The organism is Bathymodiolus japonicus methanotrophic gill symbiont (genome assembly GCF_019721995.1).
GTDB lineage: Bacteria > Pseudomonadota > Gammaproteobacteria > Methylococcales > Methylomonadaceae > Methyloprofundus.
The window spans coordinates 1-19242 of sequence record NZ_BLYC01000011.1 but is presented as its reverse complement, the minus strand read 5'-3'; the positions used below and the strand labels follow the sequence as shown (position 1 = coordinate 19242).

Here is a 19242-nt window from a genome sequence, read left to right as displayed (position 1 = left end):
TACGGCTATCGCGGACTAAAAATCATCACTTCGCTTAGGCTCCGTTTCCCTGATTTTCAGCGCAGGCACTGTAATGCAGGCGCGCCATGCTACCTCACGAAATTCCGGGACTCCTGTCGCCATAATTCGTTCACCTACGCAGCGGATGGGAGATGCCCTGAACGCCCTGCGTCCGCAACGACTACGCACAAAAGCCGCTTCGTCATTACTACCTCACTGGCTGGACGGCTATTCGGAATCCAATTCTTGCTCCTCTCGCGTGCTGCTAGCACACGTCGAATCAGCGAATTGCCCTGTCGCCTATCAGGGACTAAAAATCACCACTTAGCTAAGCTCCGTTTCCATGATTTTCAGCGGATGAGGTAACTATAGTTTCTCAGATAAATAATTTCCAAATTTGGAGCGCTTAAACTTAGGCGGTAACAACGAAATCTTCCCGCAATTTTTGCATAACACAAATCACTTTACTGGCATCATGCATATAAGTGTTAAAAGTTTGCACAACTGAATCATGAAGATCTTCAAAAGTTTTAAAATACTTCATATGAGTCGAATCGCGTTTCGTATTTTTCCATAATTTCTCAATCGGATTAAAATCCGGCGAGAACGCAGGGAGACGTTCTACTGTCAAACGATCTACATTAGCTAACTTAAATTCCTTAATAACACCGCTTCCATGATACGGGGCACCATCTTCAATTAGAATAATCTTGCCTTTATAATAAGCCAGCAATTGTGTTAAAAACTCAACATAGCTTTCACCATTAAAACGCCCAGATGTTTCAGCGTGTTGTAATATCATTGGCTTATAACTCTCGATTAAGACGTTGTCGGCAATAGAATATATCGCTTCCATAAAAAGCTTCTGTGTTGGATATTTCTCATTTTTTAAGCTTTTACTCGATGTTCAAGTTTTTCCATCCCATTGCCATCAAACTCTTACCTTCACCCAGCAGAACAATACTTTAATGATGGTGTTGGCTCTAAGCGCCCTAAATCTCTGCCAATCATATGTTTTCCTGATGGCATCAGTTGAAACACATCCTTTATTAATTCACCTAACTCTTTCAGCTTATCACCAGGATCTGGAAACTCTAGCAATGACGTGATGAACTCAAGCAGTACATCCATTTGAGACTTGCGCTGTAAGCTTCCTACGGTATACGCAGGTAGTTTGCTTTCAATGCGGGCTATTTGCTCTGGGTGAAGGAGAAGGCAATGGTCAAACAAAAGACTCAGAATCAGGCCACGGCTTGATCCCTCTTCATCTAATTGTTTGGCCTCACGCCCCCATCCTTCATAAAGCTTCCAGTCCTCAAAGAAAACCTCAATCAGCCATCTCAACGTATAGGCTTGAATAATATCTTGTGTGCGCCAAGTCAGGTCTGTCGCCACTAAATAGCGATAGTCGTTTTCACCGTCATATTTTAAGGCAATGACAAAGCGTTTTTTACTGTGTGAACTCACCTTTAATCGTGCACTGCTGACAGTCACTTTAATCTCTTTTCCGCCACGTACACGTATTATCTGATCAATGCCTTTGTTAATCGAATTAAAGTAGCTCTCGACTGACCTTATTCTACCTCTATATTCAATATTTTGGTTTTTACGTAATTGGCTAATCACCTGCGAGCCTCCAGATTCTTTAGCGGCTTCGTCCATAAAGGCTTTTTCACCATACAGCGCATCAGCCAGTACGCCTTTAATTTTAATCAGGCTATGCGCAACTTTAAACTCTTTTAATAAGCCTAATGCAATCTCTGTTTTGGTCGGGTAGGCACTGTCACGTTCAGGCTTAATAGGCCGATATTTTTTTGCTATACCGCTCTTTTTCAACCGTTTATCTTCTTTATCCCACTGTTTTAAGGCTGGATCCGGCATATAAAAGAAAAAACCGACAGGCACTGTAATGGATGAGGTAACTAGCAGCAATAATACTATCGTTTGTCCATTAACATACCCGCCGGAGCCTTTGTGTTTCTGCTTGTAAACCTTATAAATACGTTTTGTAGACTTAGATCGTGCTCGGTCTGATTCATCAAAGGCCAACACACCTTCAGTAATGCCATAACGTTTTAAAATTAAGACCACACTCACCCGTAGCAACCAGTCCCAGGGTATACTTGCTTTACGAAACACCCAGGATAATGCGGCTACTTTGCAATCTCCAAGGCTTGCTCGCTCAAACTTAGCCCAGCAAACAGAGTTCATTAGCAGTATGCCCGTTAAACAAGTGCCCAACCAAGCGGCTTGAATCCGTGTCAAAGCGGCTCCGGGTTTTAGCTGATTGAGCGCATCATTTAAATCGTCAATATAGCTTTGGATAAAGGTGGCTGGGCATTCATTAACATGGGCTTACACCGATAAAATTACAACAACCTCAGAATACCTGATTTTACCTTCTCAATATCAAAAACTTGAACATCGAGTTTTAAGAATAGCTAAAAATTCTTGAGGCAGCCCAGCTTCTTTTAAAAGTCTAAGTGACTTTGGTTTTATCTCATAAGCCAATGATTCTCGGTATTGAAAACTCCCTCCTTCGAGTTCGATCGTACCAAACATTTTCAACCCTTTTCGAATCCCTGATGTTTTCACTGTGGGTTGCTCTCCTATTGGAGCCCAGGTTCGTGCCAATGAACCCCACATAGCAAATGACACCTCATCACCGAATAAAACGACACTCTTTTCTTCTACCGCCTTTTCCATAATGGCAGGCAATGTTTCTTCCAGCCACGTTTTTCTTTCAAGCTCGTACTTTTCTTCTTCTTGGCGATCAGTCACAAAACGAGCTTTTTGATATCGGGGAGTCGCTATTTTTGCGAAAGCTTGTTTTGGGCATCCCAGCCCAAGCAAAACGAATGAAAAGACTATTTTTTTCATATAGTTGTAGCATAGTTTCAATTTTACCATAAATAATTATTGGGAAACTTCAGTAATGAATCACCCGCTGATTATGTACTGCGAGTAGCACATGAAAAGTCATCTGCCATCCAGCAACAATGTGCAGAAAATAATGTGATTCTGGCAGCAGATACCTCAGTGGTTCTGAATGATACAATTATGGGCAAACCGGAAAACCTACCCCATGCCATCGAGATGTTAAGTCTGCTATCGGCCAGCACTCATCAGGTATACAGCGCGGTATCAGTACCAGGCGCGCCATGCTACCTCACGAAATTCCGGGACTCCTGTCGCCATAATTCGTTCACCTACGCAGCGGATGGGAGATGCCCTGAACGCCCTGCGTCCGCAACGACTACGCACAAAAGCCGCTTCGTCATTACTACCTCACTGGCTGGACGGCTATTCGGAATGCAATTCTTGCTCCTCTCGCGTGCTGCTAGCACACGTCGAATCAGCGAATTGCCCTGTCGCCTATCAGGGACTAAAAATCACCACTTCGCTAAGCTACGTTTCCATGATTTTCAGCGGTGGCAAGCAAATTCAGCAGATAGTCAGCATCTCGGATGTTACTTTTCGTGCCATTTCCGAGCAGGAAATTATACAATACTGGCACACAGGCGAGCCCACTGATAAGGCAGGTGCATACGCCATCCAGGGTTTAGCCAGTATTTTTGTCGCATCCATTAGCGGCAGTTTTTCAGGTATTATGGGCTTGCCCCTGTATGTGACAGCCCAACTATTAAGTAATGAAGGAATAAATATTTTCCATGAGTGAAGAAATTCTGATTAATGTTACCCCGCCGGAAACTCGCGTTGCCATCGTTGAAAATGGTGTTGTGCAGGAAGTTATTATTGAGCGGACTCGCCAACTTGGTTTAATTGGTAATATCTATAAAGGTGTTGTTTGTCGTGTGTTGCCAGGTATGCAGGCCGCCTTTATTGAAATCGGCCTGGAGCGTGCCGCATTTTTACATATCTCCGGCTTATCCAGTAAAGAGCTGGATGAAAAGGGCTCGGAAAATATCGAGCATTACCTGATTGAAAATCAGCACGTCATCGTACAGGTTACCAAAGACCCCATCGGCAGCAAAGGCGCACGCTTAACCACCGAATTATCCATTCCATCCCGTTATCAGGTATATATGCCTTATGCTGTCAAAGGTGGCGTGTCCCAACGTATAGAGCATGAGCCAGAACGCGCGCGTCTACGCTCCTTTCAGGATGCCTTTCAGGCAGAGCATCAATCAGGCGGCTTTATCGCAAGAACTGCTGCGGAATGTATAGATGAGTCTATTTTGGAATCCGACATGCTCTTTCTACTGCAACTATGGGATTCCATTCAGGAAAAAATTCCAGCAGCTGAGCCCAGGGCGCTTATTCATAATGATTTGCCCTTGAGTGTGCGCACTTTACGCGATTTATATACCGATAATATTGAAAAGGTCAAAGTGGACTCGCGCAAAACCCATCAGCGCCTGATTAGATTTGCTGAAGAATTTGTGCCTGATATCGTGCCTATCATCGAGCATTACACTCGCGAGCGGCCGTTATTTGAAATTTATAATATCGAAGACGAAATTCAAAAAGCCCTGGGGCGTAAAGTCGTCTTAAAGTCAGGAGGTCATCTGGTGTTTGACCAGACGGAAGCGATGACTACAATTGATGTTAATACTGGGGGCTATGTCGGCGGCAAGAGCCTGGAAGAGACGATTTTTAAAACCAATCTTGAAGCGGCACAGGCCATTTCACGGCAATTAAGACTGCGTAATCTAGGCGGCATTATCATTATTGATTTTATCGATATGCAAAGCGAGGAGCATAAGTCACTCGTGCTAAGTGCGCTGGAAAAAACCCTGGAAAAATGTCATTCAAAAACAAAAATTACCGAAGTTTCAGCGCTGGGTCTGGTAGAAATGACGCGCAAGCGTACCCGTGAAAGCCTGGCACATATCCTCTGTGAGCAATGTCCATCCTGCGAGGGCAGAGGTGAACTAAAAACCGCAGAAACGATCTGCCTGGAAATTTTTCGTGAAATCATTCGTGAAGTCAAGCAATACAACGTCAAAGAAATTCTGGTTCTGGCCTCCCATCCAGTGGTAGAAAAATTGCTGGATGAAGAAGCTGACGTGCTATCAGAACTAGAGGATTTTTTGAATATTCGCATTAAATTCAGATCCGAGTCCGAATATAGCCAGGAACAATATGATGTTGTTTTACTCTAACAGCACTGTGCATGAACCTTGAAGCCGCAGTTGATCGTTATTAAAATCTTAAACACCTGAATATTACACAAATGATCGTAAAAACTAATCACCTGCTGGGTGAGTGTACTCCGCTTCATGGTTTTGTGAATAAATCTAAGCACGAAATCCTGAGTTACAGCTCTTGCGTAGAGCTACGGCCATTGCCTGCGAGCGGGGCCTTGACTTTCATGCACGGATTTTCCACAAAATCCGTGCTCAACTGCAGTTTCTAGGTCAAATGTTACACCATATTAAATGGGGCTTAGTGCATATTCTGTTCTGGGCGACACTGCTTTTTGCTATCGGCATTAGCGGCCTGCGTTATGCGCTTTCCGAACTGGGTTTTTACAAAGCAGATATAGAAGCCCTTGTCAGTAAGCAACTAGGCGCGCCAGTAACTATTGCAAATATACAAGGGGTACTGAATGGATTCAAACCGGAGCTTGCGCTAAAAAATATTCAGGTACATTCTGGACAAGATCAAGCCGTCCCGGTGCAATTACAGGAAATTCACCTGGGTTTCAGCATATTCACAGCCATCCGCAAACCATTGCTGGAAGCCATACAAATATCTATTTTTCGTGCAAAACTTTCGGTAACCCGACTGCAATCTGGCGGTATCAATATTAAGGGTCTACCTAGCGCGGATGATGACCCGCAACCTACCTGGCTGTTACGCGGGAGGCAATACAAGCTAATTGATAGTGAAATACTCTGGCATGATGAAAAACGCAATGCTCTGCCAGTGCTATTGAAGCATATCAATATCACGCTGAAAAATGATGCCGACCAGCACCAGATCTATATTAAAACCGAGCTCCCCGAGTCCCTCGGAAAATCGCTATTCCTAGCGATGCATTTTCGCGGCAATATCTTTGTCCCAAAGAGTGTTAATGCGCGCTTGTTTATTCAAGGACAGGATATCCATCTGAAAAAGTTCATTACTGGCGACTTGCCCTTTGGTTTTGCATTTACTCAAGGCAGAGTTGACTTCAGTATCTGGAGCAGATGGCAGGCAGAGCAAATGACACAGATGCGCGGCAACTTAGATCTCAGCAATGCCGCGATAACTGATAAGCATAATGCTTTGGTTCCTATCAATCAGCTTGCAGTGAAATTTCTCTTGCAACAGCACCAGCAACAATGGCAACTGGGTATAAAAGACCTGCTATTGAGTTCAAAAAATAATACTGTTGCACTGGCTCAATTTGCTTTGGCACTGGAACTGGATGCAGAATCAAATTTAACCCATCTGGCACTTAACGCCCCACAGTTACTGCTGGAGCCCATTAGCAAGTTTATATTGCTAAGCAAGCTCCTGCCTAAAAAGCAGCATAAGCAATTAAAAACACTTGCTTTACAGGGGGAGGTCAAAGAGCTATTGCTACTCGCCAATCCTGCGCAACAAACCTTCGCGATTAATGGACAGTTATCAGCCATTAACAGCCAACCGATAGATGCAACCCCAGGGGTAAAAAACCTGAACCTCTATATAAAAGGCTCTGATCAGCAAGGCATGATTCAGATAGATTCACCCCAGTTTAATTTGAATGCGCCAAAAATCTTTAGAAAGCCATTACAGTTTAACCACGCCCTGGGTAATTTACATTGGCAACATGATGGCGCATGGGTACTCAGCACCCCATTACTGGAGTTAAACTCGGCCTACTTCAAAACCCGCACAAAATGTGACCTCACTTTTGCGCATGCAGACCAGCCAGCTTTTATGAGTATGCAGAACTCCTTTGATATAGGTAATGCAGCTGATGCCCCAGAGCTTATCCCTGCGGGTGTTTTAGACGAGCAAATTGTGGCCTGGGTAGACCAGGCTTTTATTAAAGGCCATGTTAAGCAAGGCGGAATATTGCTGCATGGGGCATTACCCAGTTATCCGTTCCCGCAACGCAAAGGTGTTTTTGAGGTCTTATTTGATGCCAAAGATGTAGAGCTACACTATGCGCCTGACTGGCATGATATCCAGGGAGTATTGGCAGAAGTACGCTTTTTCTCAAATAGCATGGATATTAATATTCAGCAGGGGCACGCCAATGACAGCAGCATTCAAAATATAAATGTTGCTATTGATTCTTTTAGCTCCAGTCAATATATCGACATTACCGGCAAGGTAAAAAGCAGCTTAGCCCATGCAGTGCGGTATTTATTGCAATCCCCATTCAAAGGCCTGGTAACAGCAATTGACGAAGTTGTTGGTATCCAAGGTGCAACAGATATTAATATTGACCTTAAAGTACCTCTGTATGACCAAGCTCTGCACGTAAATATAAGCGCAAAGACCAAAGATGCAAACGCCGTCATTGTGCCTTTAGACCTGGAAATCTCCAATATTAGCGGTGATTTCCTATTCACCGAGAACGGGGTCTATAGCCAGAATATCACTGCAATATCAATGGGGTCCCCTTTGACTGCCGTACTTAACACAGACGAGCAGGCGATCTCAACCAAAGTCACAGGAAAAATGTCCATTGCACAGCTAGCTAAGCAATTCCCTAATCCCTTATGGGCCCATGCTCAGGGTACCAGCACTTACCGGATCGCATTAGACTTCCCCATAGATAGTGAACAAATATGCACGATTAAATTAAACTCGGACTTGGTCGGCACAGCTATTCTGTTTGCGCCATTCTCCAAGCCTCAAATTCAGAAGCATCCCCTATCGATAAAACTAGGTATCGCGCCATCAGGTATTGATGCCTTTAATCTTACCTATGAAAACCGTCTGGCATTACAGGACCGGGTAGAAATTAAGCTGAAAAAAATCACACCACACTGGCAAGGTCTGATTCATACCCCGATCGCCAGTGGTAGTGTATTTATACCGATAGAGTTTAACCATAAAACTGAACTCAGTTTAGCACTAAAAGAACTAGACCTTAGTGCATTACAAAAGATTAAGCTGGAAACTAATGGCGAACCACTGATAGTACAAAACCTGCCGAGCATCAAACTAAAAAGTCAGGAATTGTACTGGAATAATATCAACCTGGGGAAACTGGAATTGCAGACACAACCCACTGACCTGGGCCTGGAAACCAAGCACTTTGAGATTAAATCACTGAACAGTAGTCTATCGCTGTCAGGCTACTGGCATCAGGATAATCAGCAACAATCCAGCTCCATTTCGGGAGTATTTCTCAGTGAGGATTTTGGCATGTTTCTAAAGCAAAACCAGCTTTCTAATAATATTTTAAATACAACAGCCGATCTGCAATTTGTACTTAACTGGCCATCAGCCCCTTATGATATATCGATGAGCGCTCTTTCTGGCTCCATAGACAGCCACCTGTCTGATGGCCGAATTCTTGGTGTAGATCCAGGTCTGGGAAGAGTACTAGGAGCGCTAGACATATGGAAAATAGGCAAGCGCCTACGCTTTGATTTTTCTGATATTACCGACTCAGGCTTAAGTTTTTCTGAAGCAACCGGGCATTTCAGTATTAATGACGGTTTAGTCACGACTAAATATTTAATGATTAACGCCATGCCGGCAAAAATGTATATTTCTGGCAACACTAACCTCACCACCGAGCAAATTGATCTGCAGGCAACTGTCCTACCTAAGTTCCCAATTGCTGGTACAATTATCGGCAATGTTGCCAATGCAGTGAGTAAAACCTTTGTTGGTAATGAACATGCGGGCGGCCTGATTGTAAGCCTGTTATATGAAATAAAAGGCAGCTGGGAGAATTTCAAAATCAATCGCCAGTTTAATGCCGACCTGACTGACACCCCATAACCACGCCATATTTAAGACACAGCGTTATTTGAGATAGATATATGAGTAGATGTGCCGCCATTCAAATGGCATCCAGCCCCAATATCAGTTCCAACCTGATTGAAGCCGAGCGGCTGATTAACGAAGCCGTCAATGCCGGTGCAAAATTAGTCGCCCTGCCTGAAAACTTTGCCCTTATGGGGCAGCATGAATCAGACAAGATCAGCCAGAAAGAACACGATGGTTCGGGGCCAATTCAGGACTTCCTGGCAAATACAGCTAAACGCTATGCCGTCTGGATCGTGGCAGGTACTATACCTATTGCCGACCCTGATAATGCCGACAAAGTCATGGCAGCCTGCCTGGTCTACAATGAGCTGGGCGAACGGGTTGCAAAATATGACAAAATTCACTTATTCGATGTTCACGTCCCGGGTAGTGACGAGGTATATCGCGAATCTGACACTATTTCCCAGGGCAACCAGCCTTTGGTGATCGACAGTCCTTTTGGTAAATTAGGCATTGCTGTATGTTATGACCTGCGTTTTCCCGAGCTATTTCGTACCATGCAGCAGCAAGGTATGGAAATCTTGATCTTGCCCTCCGCATTCACACATAAAACTGGCGCAGCGCATTGGGAGCTATTGCTTCGAGCACGCGCGGTCGAGAATCTATGTTATGTGATTGCTCCGAATCAGGGCGGCTTCCATGTCAACGGCCGGCAGACCTATGGTCACAGCATGATCGTAGATCCCTGGGGTGCAGTGCTGGATTGTCATAAAAGCAATGCAGGTTTTGTGACTGCAGATATAGATCTGGCACGCCTGCATAAGACACGCGAATCCTTTCCTGTGCTACAGCACCGCCAGATTATTTGTGGGTAAATAATCCTAGAAACCGCAGTTGATCCCTATCAAACACTATAAGCTACTGATTAGAATATAAAATGAATATTAATACTTATCACCTGTTAGGTGAATATACCCCGATTCACGGCTTTGTGAATAAATCTGCGCACGAAATACTGCGTTACAGCTCTTGCCAAGGACTACGGCCATTGCCTGCGAGCTGTGCCTTGTCTTTCGCACGCAGATTTTCCACAAAACCTGTGCTCAACTGCGGTTTCTAGGATAATGGACAACTCAGCTCTAAAGTTAGCCAAACAGGCTATTTTAGTTCCTGCTGGCTTACAGGAAAGTAATATCTATCGGGTTATGGATCAGTTGCTCGATGGTGCAGTTGATAATGGCGATATTTACTTTCAGTCCAGTCATTATGAATCCTGGGTACTGGAAGATGGCATTATCAAAGAAGGTAGTCATAATATAGAACAAGGTGCAGGAGTACGTGCCTTATGCGGTGAGAAAACCGGTTTTGCCTACAGCGATAAAATCGACCTGACGGAATTGCTAGCTGCAGTCAGTAATGTCCAGGCCATTGCCCGCCAGGGACAGACCGCCAGACTCGCCCTGCCCACGCATAATACTTATCCACAGTTATATGCACCGGCTAATCCACTTAAATCCTTAAGCGACCAGGAAAAAGTAGACTTCTTACGCAGAATTGATACCGAGACGCGTAAACTCGACCCACGCATCGAGCAAGTGATTATCAGCCTGGTAGGAGTACAGGATCATATTCTGATTGCTAATCAGGGCGACTCACTTGCCGGTGATGTACGCCCCTTAGTGCGTATGAATGTCAGCGTAATTGTTGCAGATAAAGACCGCCGCGAACAAGGCAGCATGGGCGGAGGTGCGCGTGCTGATTACACTTATTTTCTAGAACAGGATCGAGCAATAGGCTATGCCCGGGAAGCGGTCAGAATGGCTCTGGTTAACCTGGACGCAGTCCCTGCTCCAGCAGGAAGCATGACGGTAGTTCTAGGCTCCGGCTGGCCAGGTATTTTATTACATGAAGCCATCGGTCATGGACTAGAAGGTGATTTCAACCGTAAAGGCACTTCTGCCTTTAGTGGCCGAGTCGGTGAACGCGTCGCCTCGCCACTGTGTACTGTAGTTGATGATGGCACTTTGCAAGGCCGGCGTGGCTCGCTGCCTATAGATGATGAAGGCACACCGACTCAATGCACCACCTTAATTGAAAATGGCATTCTTAAGGGCTATATGCAGGATCGCTTGAATGCCCGATTGATGGGCGTTCAGCCTACCGGCAATGGTCGGCGTGAATCCTATGCACACACCCCGATGCCGCGTATGACTAATACTTATATGCTGGCAGGTGAAAGCTACCCGGAGGAAATCCTGCAATCAGTTAAAAATGGCTTATATGCAAAGAATTTTGGCGGCGGTCAGGTGGATATCACTTCCGGTAAATTTGTCTTTTCAGCCAGCGAAGCCTATTTAATTGAAAATGGCAAGATCACCCGGCCGGTCAAAGGCGCGACACTGATCGGAAATGGCCCAGATGTACTAACCCGCGTCAGCATGGTCGGCAACGACCTGGCTCTGGACAGCGGCGTCGGTACCTGTGGTAAAGAAGGCCAAAGTGTACCTGTGGGTGTCGGCCAGCCCACGCTGAAAATTGATGCCTTAACCGTAGGCGGTACAAATGTATAATCGTAGGCAGGCTTTTATTGAAAATCTGGATGTGAAAGCTTTCAAAGCAAGCTGTGGTTGAGGAACGAAACCCAGCAACATGAAAAGCTGGGGTTACGCTTGCGCTACACAAGCTTTATCCCAGCCTACAGAAGCCCACTTTCCGAATCAATATCTAATACTTTTATAGTCTCTTTACCTCATAGCACCGACACCGTCCCTTATTTTAAACTCAATAGATTTATGCAAACTCAAGAAGAAATCAGTCGCCTGGAAATGACCATTCACGACTTATTGCTAGAAGCAAAAAAACAAGGCGCTAGTGCTGCAGATGCGGGTCTAAGTATCGACACGGGCTTATCGGTCAATGCCCGTCTCGGTGATGTAGAAACTGTAGAACATCACTGCTCTCAAGGTCTGGGAGTAACGGTTTACTTTGGCCAGCAAAAAGGCTCAGCCAGTAGTACCGATTTATCAGCGCAATCCATTAAAGAAACAGTAACTGCAGCATGCACGATTGCGCGTTATGCCAGTGAAGACCCTTATGCAGGTTTACCAGAATCAGAAATGCTTGCTACAGAATTTAAAGACCTGGGTCTATACCATCCCTGGAATATTAGTGCTAAAGATGCGATTGAACTTGCGATAAGCTGCGAAGATAGTGCGCGTCAATATCATGCAGATATTAGCAATTCAGAAGGCGCATCGGTTGATACATACCAGGGTATACGTATCTTTGGCAATAGCCTGGGATTCTTGAACGGCTATGCATCTACCCGCCACTCCATCAGTTGCTCTGTCATAGGTGACCGCGATGGTAATATGGAGCGCGATTACTGGTACAGCGTTGCGCGCAATGCAGATGCACTGGAAAGTGCTGAATTTATCGGCAAAAAAGCGGCGCAAAGAACAATCCAGAGACTGGGAGGTCGCAGTTTAAGCACCCGAAAGTCTCCGATAATATACTCTGCCGAAATTGCCAGTGGCCTACTCAGCTCATTGCTTGGCGCTATTAGTGGTGGCAGTCTGTATCGTAAGTCCTCGTTTTTACTCGACAGCCTGGATACGCAAATTTTCCCTGATTTTATTAATATTTTCGAGCAACCTCATTTGCCAGGTGCATTAGGCAGTGCTTGTTATGATGCTGAAGGAATAAGCACCAAAGCCAATAAAATTGTCACTGATGGCATACTAAATACTTATCTATTAAGCACTTATTCCGCACGTAAGTTAGCGATGAAGTCTACTGGGCATGCAGCTGGCGTACATAATTTATGCATTAATAGCGGCAATCAAGACCTAGCCCAGTTACTAAAAACAATGGATACCGGGCTGCTAGTGACCGAATTAATGGGGCAGGGTGTAAACCCGGTTACCGGTGATTATTCCCGAGGGGCTTCCGGCTTCTGGGTAGAGCAGGGTGAGATTCAATATCCAGTACAGGAAATCACCATTGCCGGTAATCTAAAAGATATGTACCAGCAGATACTGGCAGTCGGCAATGATATAGATGAACGTGGTAATATTCGTACTGGCTCTATTTTAATTGAAGAAATGGCAATTGCCGGAGAGTAAGATGCTAGCAATGCCGAATGTTTTTTTGCCCTAAAATCACAACGAGGCTTTAGTAATGAAAATCTCCCCACAAGTAAAGAACATAGCCAAGGTCATCGCGCTCGTATTAGCCATAGGCGTGGCCGTCTATCTTAATTCCTCCGCCACAATGACTATGGGAGATTTCTCTGGCAACGGCAGATAGGTTTCTATGGTTCACTAGAAAAGCTTTTCCAATCCTGTAAAACTCAGAGTTTTATACAGTCCGCGCTGCTTACGCGTTGTGCTTGCTTTACTGCTGTCCTGAGCCATTAGCTGTTTACGCATTTCCAGCCACTCAGTACTTCCCCAAAGATAGGATCTTGCTTCCAGGTTTTCATAAACTTTACATCAGTGTTCCCATTGAAAGAAGAAGTACCTAAACAAAGCAGCCTATAACCTACCTGAAGGTAGCACCACTCGAATATTTCCATCTTTTTGATTTTAATCACTTATAACAGAAAATAGACACTCTGTAGGCACCGTAAAAAAACAACAAATAATTTCAAATAAAGCTTGCAATTGCCGAAAAAATTTTTCTAAAAATTTCCGTTTTAATCACCTCATAAACGGATATCACCCATGCTTAAAGACCTACCACTCTCTGAACATATTCACCAACACTGCAATGAAAGTATGGAACGTTCCCTGTTAGCAGAGCGTCATCCTTTGTGGGCTCGTTCATGCCCAGAGTTGAAGGATATCGACTTTATTCGCCTTGGGTTATTACGCTGTATCAGTGTAGTCGATAGTGGTCGCCATTTCCTCCAAACCAATGAACAGATTTATGGCCAGCTGCTTCCCCACTCAACGTATTTTAAATCACTGAAGTCGCATAGACGAACAAGTATGCTTGAGGCATTTGAACAGCAGAGCTATCATCTTCACGCTGAAACACTGCTGTCGCAAGGCATTGATTATCTTAAAGCATTCCCGGAACTTGACGAATACACCATAGAAGCAGCGGATGGACATTTTATTGATCATGCCTGCCATACTGAAAAAAACAGCAAGGGGAAAGTTTATGCGGCTGGGGGGATTTACGCGTTGAATCTCAGAAGTGGGTTGCTCAGATTTCTTTGTCTGGTGACAAACGGAACTCAGAGGCATCAAGAAATACCTGTGTTACGAGATCATATTGAAAAGCAAAACAAGGGAAATAACAGCTCTCAGAAACATCTCTATGTCTACGATAAAGCCGTCACCGACTTTGTCTGGTGGGATCGGCAGAAACGACATGCTAATTACATGATTTCAATGCTAAAAGAAAATTCAATTGCGACTCTGGTTGAGTCTATCCCTTTTGACTCCCGCCATGAGATCAATACAGGGGTTGAAGCATACAGTGTGTACGAAAACAAGGGCATCAAATTTAACGTGGTGGATTACCGTGATCCAGAAACCGGAAAACTTCACCGGTTTGTGACAACCTTGCCAATGACTATTAACCCTGGAACCATTGCCATGCTGTATTTCAAGCGATGGACGATTGAAAAGACATTCAATAACACTAAAAGTAATTTCAAGGAAACTAAAGCTTGGTCTTCCAATACCCGCTCACTTGAAAATCAAATGCGCCTGACTGCAATGAGCTATAATTTAATGCGCGTGTTTGAAGAGAGTTCAAAAACACAACAGCCAGAATTGATTCATCCATCGGATAAAAAATATAGCGAGGCTCTGGAGATAAGGCAGCAACAGGCTCAAAAACGAGATCGTTTTGTGAATCCATTATTTTTCCAGGCAAGAATATCTCGTATCAGCTCGTATACCATTCGGGCAGTTCAAAACGCAATAATAACAGGAATGTCTTTACAGTGCTTTATGAGCTCTCTTGTGGCGAGGTTAGTCTCACGGCATCAATTGATAGGGGAACACTGATGAAACTTTATCTAAATCGCTGAAAGCTCACCCCCCGTGTCAGGATAGTTTTCGCCTTATTTGAAAAATAATAACTCAAACAAGGGGCGGAAAAATAAAACCATGACAACTCAATACCCAAAAGAAAGAAAAGATGCCATCATTAACAGAATGCTTCCCCCCTTAAATATGAGCGTACCTGAATTAGCTAAGGCCGAAAATATTCCTTACGGAACGCTGTATACGTGGAAGCAAACTTATGTTGATAAGAAGTGAAAAAACACTAAAAACACAAGCCATTCTCCTATACAGTGGACAGCCGAGAGAAAATTATCAGCCATTATAGAAACAAGTACCCTGAGCGAGCAAGAGTGTAATGAATATTGTCGTACACGTGGGCTTTATAAAGCTGAACTTGAGTCCTGGAAGACCCATTTTATTAAAGGATCAGAGCAAAACGTGACGCAAGAAAAAACAGATAAAAACGTATTAAAACAATTACGTAGTGAAAACAAAAAATTAAAGAAAGAGCTTAATCGCAAAGAGAAAGTACTTGCAGAAACAGCGGCCTTATTGGTGCTTAGAAAAAAGCTGGATGCGCTCTGGGAGGAAAACGAGGACGCTTAATTCCTCACTCAGAGCGCGTAAATTATGTCACATGGATCAATGAAGCCATTGGACAAGGTGCCAGAAAGGGCAAAGCCTGTGATATTGTTGGTATCAGCATTCGTACCTTACAAAACTGGCAAGTTAACGGAGGAGTAGAGGCCGATAGAAGGTCGGATGCCATACGCCCATCTCCTAATAATAAATTAAGCGAATATGAGCAACTTGCTATTTTAATGACCTGTAATGAGGACGAGTATGCCAATTTACCACCGAGTCAAATCGTCCCTATCCTGGCAGACAAAGGCATCTACATTGCCTCCGAATCATCATTTTATCGAGTGTTGCATAAAGCAGAACAAGTCACACATAGAGGGCGGGCTAAAGAGCGCAAAAACACCTCCAAACCAACGAGTTATATCGCAGAAAAAGCGAACCAGGTATGGACGTGGGATATCAGCTACATGCCAACACCCATCGTGGGTCAGTTCTACTATTTATATATGATAGAGGACATTTATAGCCGAAAAATAGTCGGGGCTGAAGTGTATGAACAAGAAAGTGGCGAAGATGCCGCTACACTACTTGAGCGTAGCCTATTAAAGGAAAAAATGATGTATAACCCATTGGTGCTCCATTCTGATAATGGCGCACCAATGAAATCACTCACCTTGCGCAGCAAAATGTATGATTTAAACTTAACCAGCTCATACAGCCGCCCACGAGTGAGTAATGACAACCCTTATTCTGAAGCTTTGTTTAGAACGGTAAAGTATTGTCCTGACTGGCCTGGCAGTGGCTTTGATAGTCTTGATGAAGCCCGGGAATGGGTAGGTAACTTTGTCGAATGGTATAACAACGAGCACCGGCACAGCAAAATAAAATTCGTCACACCTGCGGAACGACATGAAGGAAAAGACAAAAATATTCTTGAAATGCGAGATAAATTATATCTCCAGAAGAAAAAAGAAAAAAAGAAAAACCTTCCAGATGGTCTGGCTCAACCAGAAACTGGGATGCTACAGGGCCAGTTTCATTAAATCCTGACAGGACTGATGAAGCGGCTTAAATAATTTAGGCGAAAACTATCTTGAAAAACACCGCTCATGTCCTTTGAAATAAAAACCAAATTCATTATTGAACAGCCTGGAACGATAATCAAAGTTTGATGTCCCAACATAGCCAACATCCCCCATAACAACAAACTTTGCATGTAACTTGCCATAATGCTGGTCACCACCCAGTAGCACTGAATCCAGTTTTCCGGTCTGGTAAATTTTTATGCGCGGGTTATTTATACTCTTTTTCCATGCCTCGCTTTCAACTAGCTCAGGATTAAACTCACCCTCATCCAGTCCTGCCAGCCATTGTTCCAATAGCTCTGGCGATAACAGTAAACGTGGTGCGGTTTCCATATCAATGACAGCCTGCGCACTAAAGTTATCACTGGTCAATACCGAATTAGTAATAAGCTCGATGTTACTATCCGGATTTTCCGCTAGCCATCGATACGCATTTTTTACCGAGTCAAAGGAGACTTCGCCTGCTTATTATCATACCTGGCCAGAAAGTAGTAAGGAGAAGTCTGGCGTAATGTTTTTACGGGCTCAATCATGTGCGTAGCCAGCGCATGACCAATATTATGAATTGAATTGAGATTATGGTGCAGGTTTTCTAGTGCATCACTCACAACATTCTCATTAGTCAAATTATCTAGCTGGTGTACCAGTTTTACCTTTGATGAGCTGTACCCTGTGTTCAAAAAGTCAGGCATTTTCGCCAGGCTTGCTTTTATAGCCGGAATATTTTTAACGAACAACAGTTTTTCCTGAGCTTTTTCTCGCTCTTCTTGATAACCCCACTGGAACCAACTGGGGCGTAGTCTTTTATTACCCGCATGCAGAGACAGCAAAGTATAGTAATGCGTGGTTAGGCTTCCAACAGTCATCGCCTCCTGTTCAGCATCTAAATCAGGCCTGAGAATAAGTTCCAGGTTCTGATATGCCGTTGGATCGGGTGAACCATCTTCATGAATACCATAATAGGATACCGATATATTACACCCACCGGTCATGATGACCGCTTTATCTGGCGCATGACCATCGCTCACGATAAGCTTGTCATGGGAGCGACGATTCATGCGCACAAATGCTTTGGACAAACGCTGAAAATCATGGAAACGGAGCTTAGCGAAGTGGTGATTTTTAGTCCCTGATAGGCGACAGGGCAATTCGCTGATTCGACGTGTGCTAGCAGCACGCGAGAGGAGCAAGAATTGCATTCCGAATAGCCGTCCAGCCAGTGAGGTAGTAATGACGAAGCGGCTTTTGTGCGTAGTCGTTGCGGACGCAGGGCGTTCAGGGCATCTCCCATCCGCTGCGTAGGTGAACGAATTATGGCGACAGGAGTCCCGGAATTTCGTGAGGTAGCATGGCGCGCCTGGCGTTAATAATAACAACTTGAACCCGAGCTTTATTAGCAGTGTCAAAACCAGCCTGATCTTTCATATAACCAGCTTCATCCGCACAGGTTTCCAGTGCTTTTAATTCCTTATGGGTAGCGTGTATCGAGCCAAGAGAATCCACCATAATACGTACATCAACGCCGCGTTTTACCGCATTACATAAAGCGCCAAGGATTGCATAGCCAACCGTATCCCGCTTGAAAATATAATAAACCAGGTCAACTGTATATTGCGCATTTTCTATCATCCAGATTTCTGCTGCCAGGGAATTTAACGCATCTTGATACGAGGGACCAATAATTTTTGTACTGGCATGGTTAACTAGTACTTCTGCCTTAGTACCTACTGCGATGGGATCAAAGAGCATGTCACTTGCTGGAACCCAGCTACGCTGCTGGTAGTTCATGGTCACAAAGTCATCGGTTTTCACAGACTCAGGAACTGTATCTGGTTTGTTGCTTAAATCCGCACAGGCACTGAGTAACAAAGCTGAAAATAGACTGATGATAATTAATTGAGCTGAATTTTTAATCACTGAAGTTTCTTAGAAATTCATCAAGCAACCATTCGCAATAAAACGGCTACCACCGAATTTACAGGGGAGCTGCTGTATTTGGGGCAAACCCTTTCAAAATCCGGATCCAAAGCCGCTTCGGCAATGATGCGGCGGATATCTGAAAATGCGAAACTGGCTCGCCCCTTCACTTTGTGCCGACGTTCCGGATCGGTTTTTAAACGATCCGCGTAAATCCACGTCAGCGTTGTTGCCATCATACAGAAGTTCAAATGGTTGGTCACTGCCTGCGCATTTCGACACTGACTTTTCTGACTCCCTATGTCTTGCTTGAGCTCTTTGAACCCGGATTCTATTTTCCATCGCGCACCATAATACTCAATAATCTGTGTGACGGATAAACTTAGATCGGTCGTAAACAAAGCAATCCACTGTGTGCGACGAAACACCCAGACAACCTGAACGGGTCGTTTCAATGTTTTCAGCATGACAACGCGACTATAAGCCCTGACTTCACGCTGTTTTCCATAGAGATTCACGGTATACGATCGGGCCTTTTGTTGTACTTTTTTTGCCATGTCTGTGGCTGCCCCCAGACGCTGCCCGTACTTTTTATTCCGCCCCCTCTGCTTGGGTTTTCTTTTTTCTGGACGATCGTACAGTACATTATTGCACCTTAACCTAGAGAGAATATTAAACCGGCTTCCGATAGCTTTGTAAACAGGCTTCCATAGGTCATTGTTGCCAAACCAGCTATCAGTGACTGT

Annotated in this window: 17 protein-coding genes and 2 pseudogenes; 10 read left to right on the top strand and 9 right to left on the bottom strand. The window is 44.3% G+C overall.

Going from position 1 to position 19242, the window contains the following annotated elements; translation table 11 throughout:
- Window positions 1-15: 15 nt before the first annotated feature.
- Complete coding sequence (locus K6984_RS15110; protein WP_221896283.1) at window positions 16-189, bottom strand: hypothetical protein; 174 nt, start codon at window positions 187-189, stop codon at window positions 16-18.
- Between K6984_RS15110 and K6984_RS15105 the strand changes: the two genes are divergently transcribed.
- On the top strand, window positions 146-328 hold the full coding sequence (locus K6984_RS15105; RefSeq protein WP_221896282.1) for a hypothetical protein: 183 nt from the start codon (window positions 146-148) through the stop codon (window positions 326-328). The two genes, K6984_RS15110 and K6984_RS15105, sit on opposite strands and share 44 nt — an antisense overlap.
- 84 nt (window positions 329-412) lie before the next feature.
- Here K6984_RS15105 and K6984_RS15100 read toward each other — a convergent pair whose 3' ends face one another.
- The 3 genes from K6984_RS15100 to K6984_RS15090 form a co-directional block, all read right to left on the bottom strand.
- Window positions 413-856 (bottom strand): transposase, encoded by a 444-nt coding sequence (locus K6984_RS15100; protein ID WP_221896026.1) that lies wholly within the window; start codon window positions 854-856, stop codon window positions 413-415.
- A gap of 89 nt (window positions 857-945) precedes the next feature.
- Window positions 946-2265, bottom strand: a complete 1320-nt coding sequence (locus K6984_RS15095) for a transposase (protein ID WP_230988105.1) — start codon at window positions 2263-2265, stop codon at window positions 946-948.
- A gap of 144 nt (window positions 2266-2409) precedes the next feature.
- The gene (locus K6984_RS15090) at window positions 2410-2781 is read right to left on the bottom strand and encodes a hypothetical protein (RefSeq protein WP_221896281.1); all 372 of its coding nucleotides are present in this window, start codon (window positions 2779-2781) and stop codon (window positions 2410-2412) included.
- 138 nt (window positions 2782-2919) lie between these two features.
- On the opposite strand from K6984_RS15090, the pseudogene K6984_RS36285 reads away from it, so the two are divergent.
- The 9 genes and pseudogenes from K6984_RS36285 to K6984_RS15045 all read left to right on the top strand — a co-directional run.
- Window positions 2920-3090, top strand: a pseudogene (locus tag K6984_RS36285) (Maf family protein); the annotation flags it as partial.
- A gap of 130 nt (window positions 3091-3220) precedes the next feature.
- The gene (locus K6984_RS15080) at window positions 3221-3679 is read left to right on the top strand and encodes a Maf family protein (RefSeq protein WP_221896280.1); all 459 of its coding nucleotides are present in this window, start codon (window positions 3221-3223) and stop codon (window positions 3677-3679) included.
- Entirely contained in the window at window positions 3672-5126 is a 1455-nt protein-coding gene (gene rng / locus K6984_RS15075; protein WP_221896279.1) for a ribonuclease G, read from the top strand. The genes K6984_RS15080 and rng overlap by 8 nt, the downstream gene beginning before the upstream one ends.
- 163 nt (window positions 5127-5289) lie before the next feature.
- The gene (locus K6984_RS15070; RefSeq protein WP_221896278.1) at window positions 5290-8901 is read left to right on the top strand and encodes a YhdP family phospholipid transporter; all 3612 of its coding nucleotides are present in this window, start codon (window positions 5290-5292) and stop codon (window positions 8899-8901) included.
- Window positions 8902-8942: 41 nt separating this feature from the next.
- A complete protein-coding gene (locus K6984_RS15065; protein WP_221896277.1) occupies window positions 8943-9764 on the top strand; it encodes a carbon-nitrogen hydrolase family protein in 822 nt (273 codons plus the stop codon).
- Window positions 9765-10013: 249 nt separating this feature from the next.
- Window positions 10014-11459, top strand: a complete 1446-nt coding sequence (tldD, locus tag K6984_RS15060; protein WP_221896276.1) for a metalloprotease TldD — start codon at window positions 10014-10016, stop codon at window positions 11457-11459.
- Between the two features lie 222 nt (window positions 11460-11681).
- Complete coding sequence (gene pmbA, locus K6984_RS15055; protein WP_221896368.1) at window positions 11682-13013, top strand: metalloprotease PmbA; 1332 nt, start codon at window positions 11682-11684, stop codon at window positions 13011-13013.
- Window positions 13014-13613: 600 nt separating this feature from the next.
- The gene (locus K6984_RS15050) at window positions 13614-14912 is read left to right on the top strand and encodes a transposase (RefSeq protein ID WP_221893851.1); all 1299 of its coding nucleotides are present in this window, start codon (window positions 13614-13616) and stop codon (window positions 14910-14912) included.
- Between the two features lie 102 nt (window positions 14913-15014).
- A pseudogene (locus K6984_RS15045) lies at window positions 15015-16566 on the top strand (IS3 family transposase).
- Between the two features lie 16 nt (window positions 16567-16582).
- On the opposite strand, the gene K6984_RS15040 reads toward K6984_RS15045, so the two are convergent.
- From K6984_RS15040 to K6984_RS15020, 5 genes are all read right to left on the bottom strand, one after another.
- Window positions 16583-16912 (bottom strand): phospholipase D-like domain-containing protein, encoded by a 330-nt coding sequence (locus K6984_RS15040; RefSeq protein WP_221896275.1) that lies wholly within the window; start codon window positions 16910-16912, stop codon window positions 16583-16585.
- A gap of 104 nt (window positions 16913-17016) precedes the next feature.
- Complete coding sequence (locus K6984_RS15035) at window positions 17017-17727, bottom strand: phospholipase D-like domain-containing protein (protein WP_221896274.1); 711 nt, start codon at window positions 17725-17727, stop codon at window positions 17017-17019.
- A complete protein-coding gene (locus K6984_RS15030) occupies window positions 17634-17870 on the bottom strand; it encodes a hypothetical protein (protein ID WP_221896273.1) in 237 nt (78 codons plus the stop codon). The genes K6984_RS15035 and K6984_RS15030 overlap by 94 nt, the downstream gene beginning before the upstream one ends.
- 20 nt (window positions 17871-17890) lie before the next feature.
- On the bottom strand, window positions 17891-18496 hold the full coding sequence (locus tag K6984_RS15025) for a phospholipase D-like domain-containing protein (RefSeq protein WP_221896272.1): 606 nt from the start codon (window positions 18494-18496) through the stop codon (window positions 17891-17893).
- A gap of 20 nt (window positions 18497-18516) precedes the next feature.
- Window positions 18517-19242: IS701 family transposase (locus tag K6984_RS15020; RefSeq protein WP_221896271.1), on the bottom strand; the 726-nt coding region annotated here is incomplete at its 5' end.

Coding starts and splice junctions, on each gene's coding strand:
- K6984_RS15050 (WP_221893851.1), top strand. CDS start 13,614: ATGCTTAAAGACCTACCACTCTCTGAACATATTCACCAACACTGCAAT.
- rng (WP_221896279.1), top strand. CDS start 3,672: ATGAGTGAAGAAATTCTGATTAATGTTACCCCGCCGGAAACTCGCGTT.
- K6984_RS15100 (WP_221896026.1), bottom strand. CDS start 856: ATGGAAGCGATATATTCTATTGCCGACAACGTCTTAATCGAGAGTTAT.
- K6984_RS15065 (WP_221896277.1), top strand. CDS start 8,943: ATGAGTAGATGTGCCGCCATTCAAATGGCATCCAGCCCCAATATCAGT.
- tldD (WP_221896276.1), top strand. CDS start 10,014: ATGGACAACTCAGCTCTAAAGTTAGCCAAACAGGCTATTTTAGTTCCT.
- K6984_RS15040 (WP_221896275.1), bottom strand. CDS start 16,912: ATGGAAACCGCACCACGTTTACTGTTATCGCCAGAGCTATTGGAACAA.
- K6984_RS15105 (WP_221896282.1), top strand. CDS start 146: ATGGGAGATGCCCTGAACGCCCTGCGTCCGCAACGACTACGCACAAAA.
- K6984_RS15030 (WP_221896273.1), bottom strand. CDS start 17,870: ATGGGAGATGCCCTGAACGCCCTGCGTCCGCAACGACTACGCACAAAA.
- K6984_RS15080 (WP_221896280.1), top strand. CDS start 3,221: ATGGGAGATGCCCTGAACGCCCTGCGTCCGCAACGACTACGCACAAAA.
- pmbA (WP_221896368.1), top strand. CDS start 11,682: ATGCAAACTCAAGAAGAAATCAGTCGCCTGGAAATGACCATTCACGAC.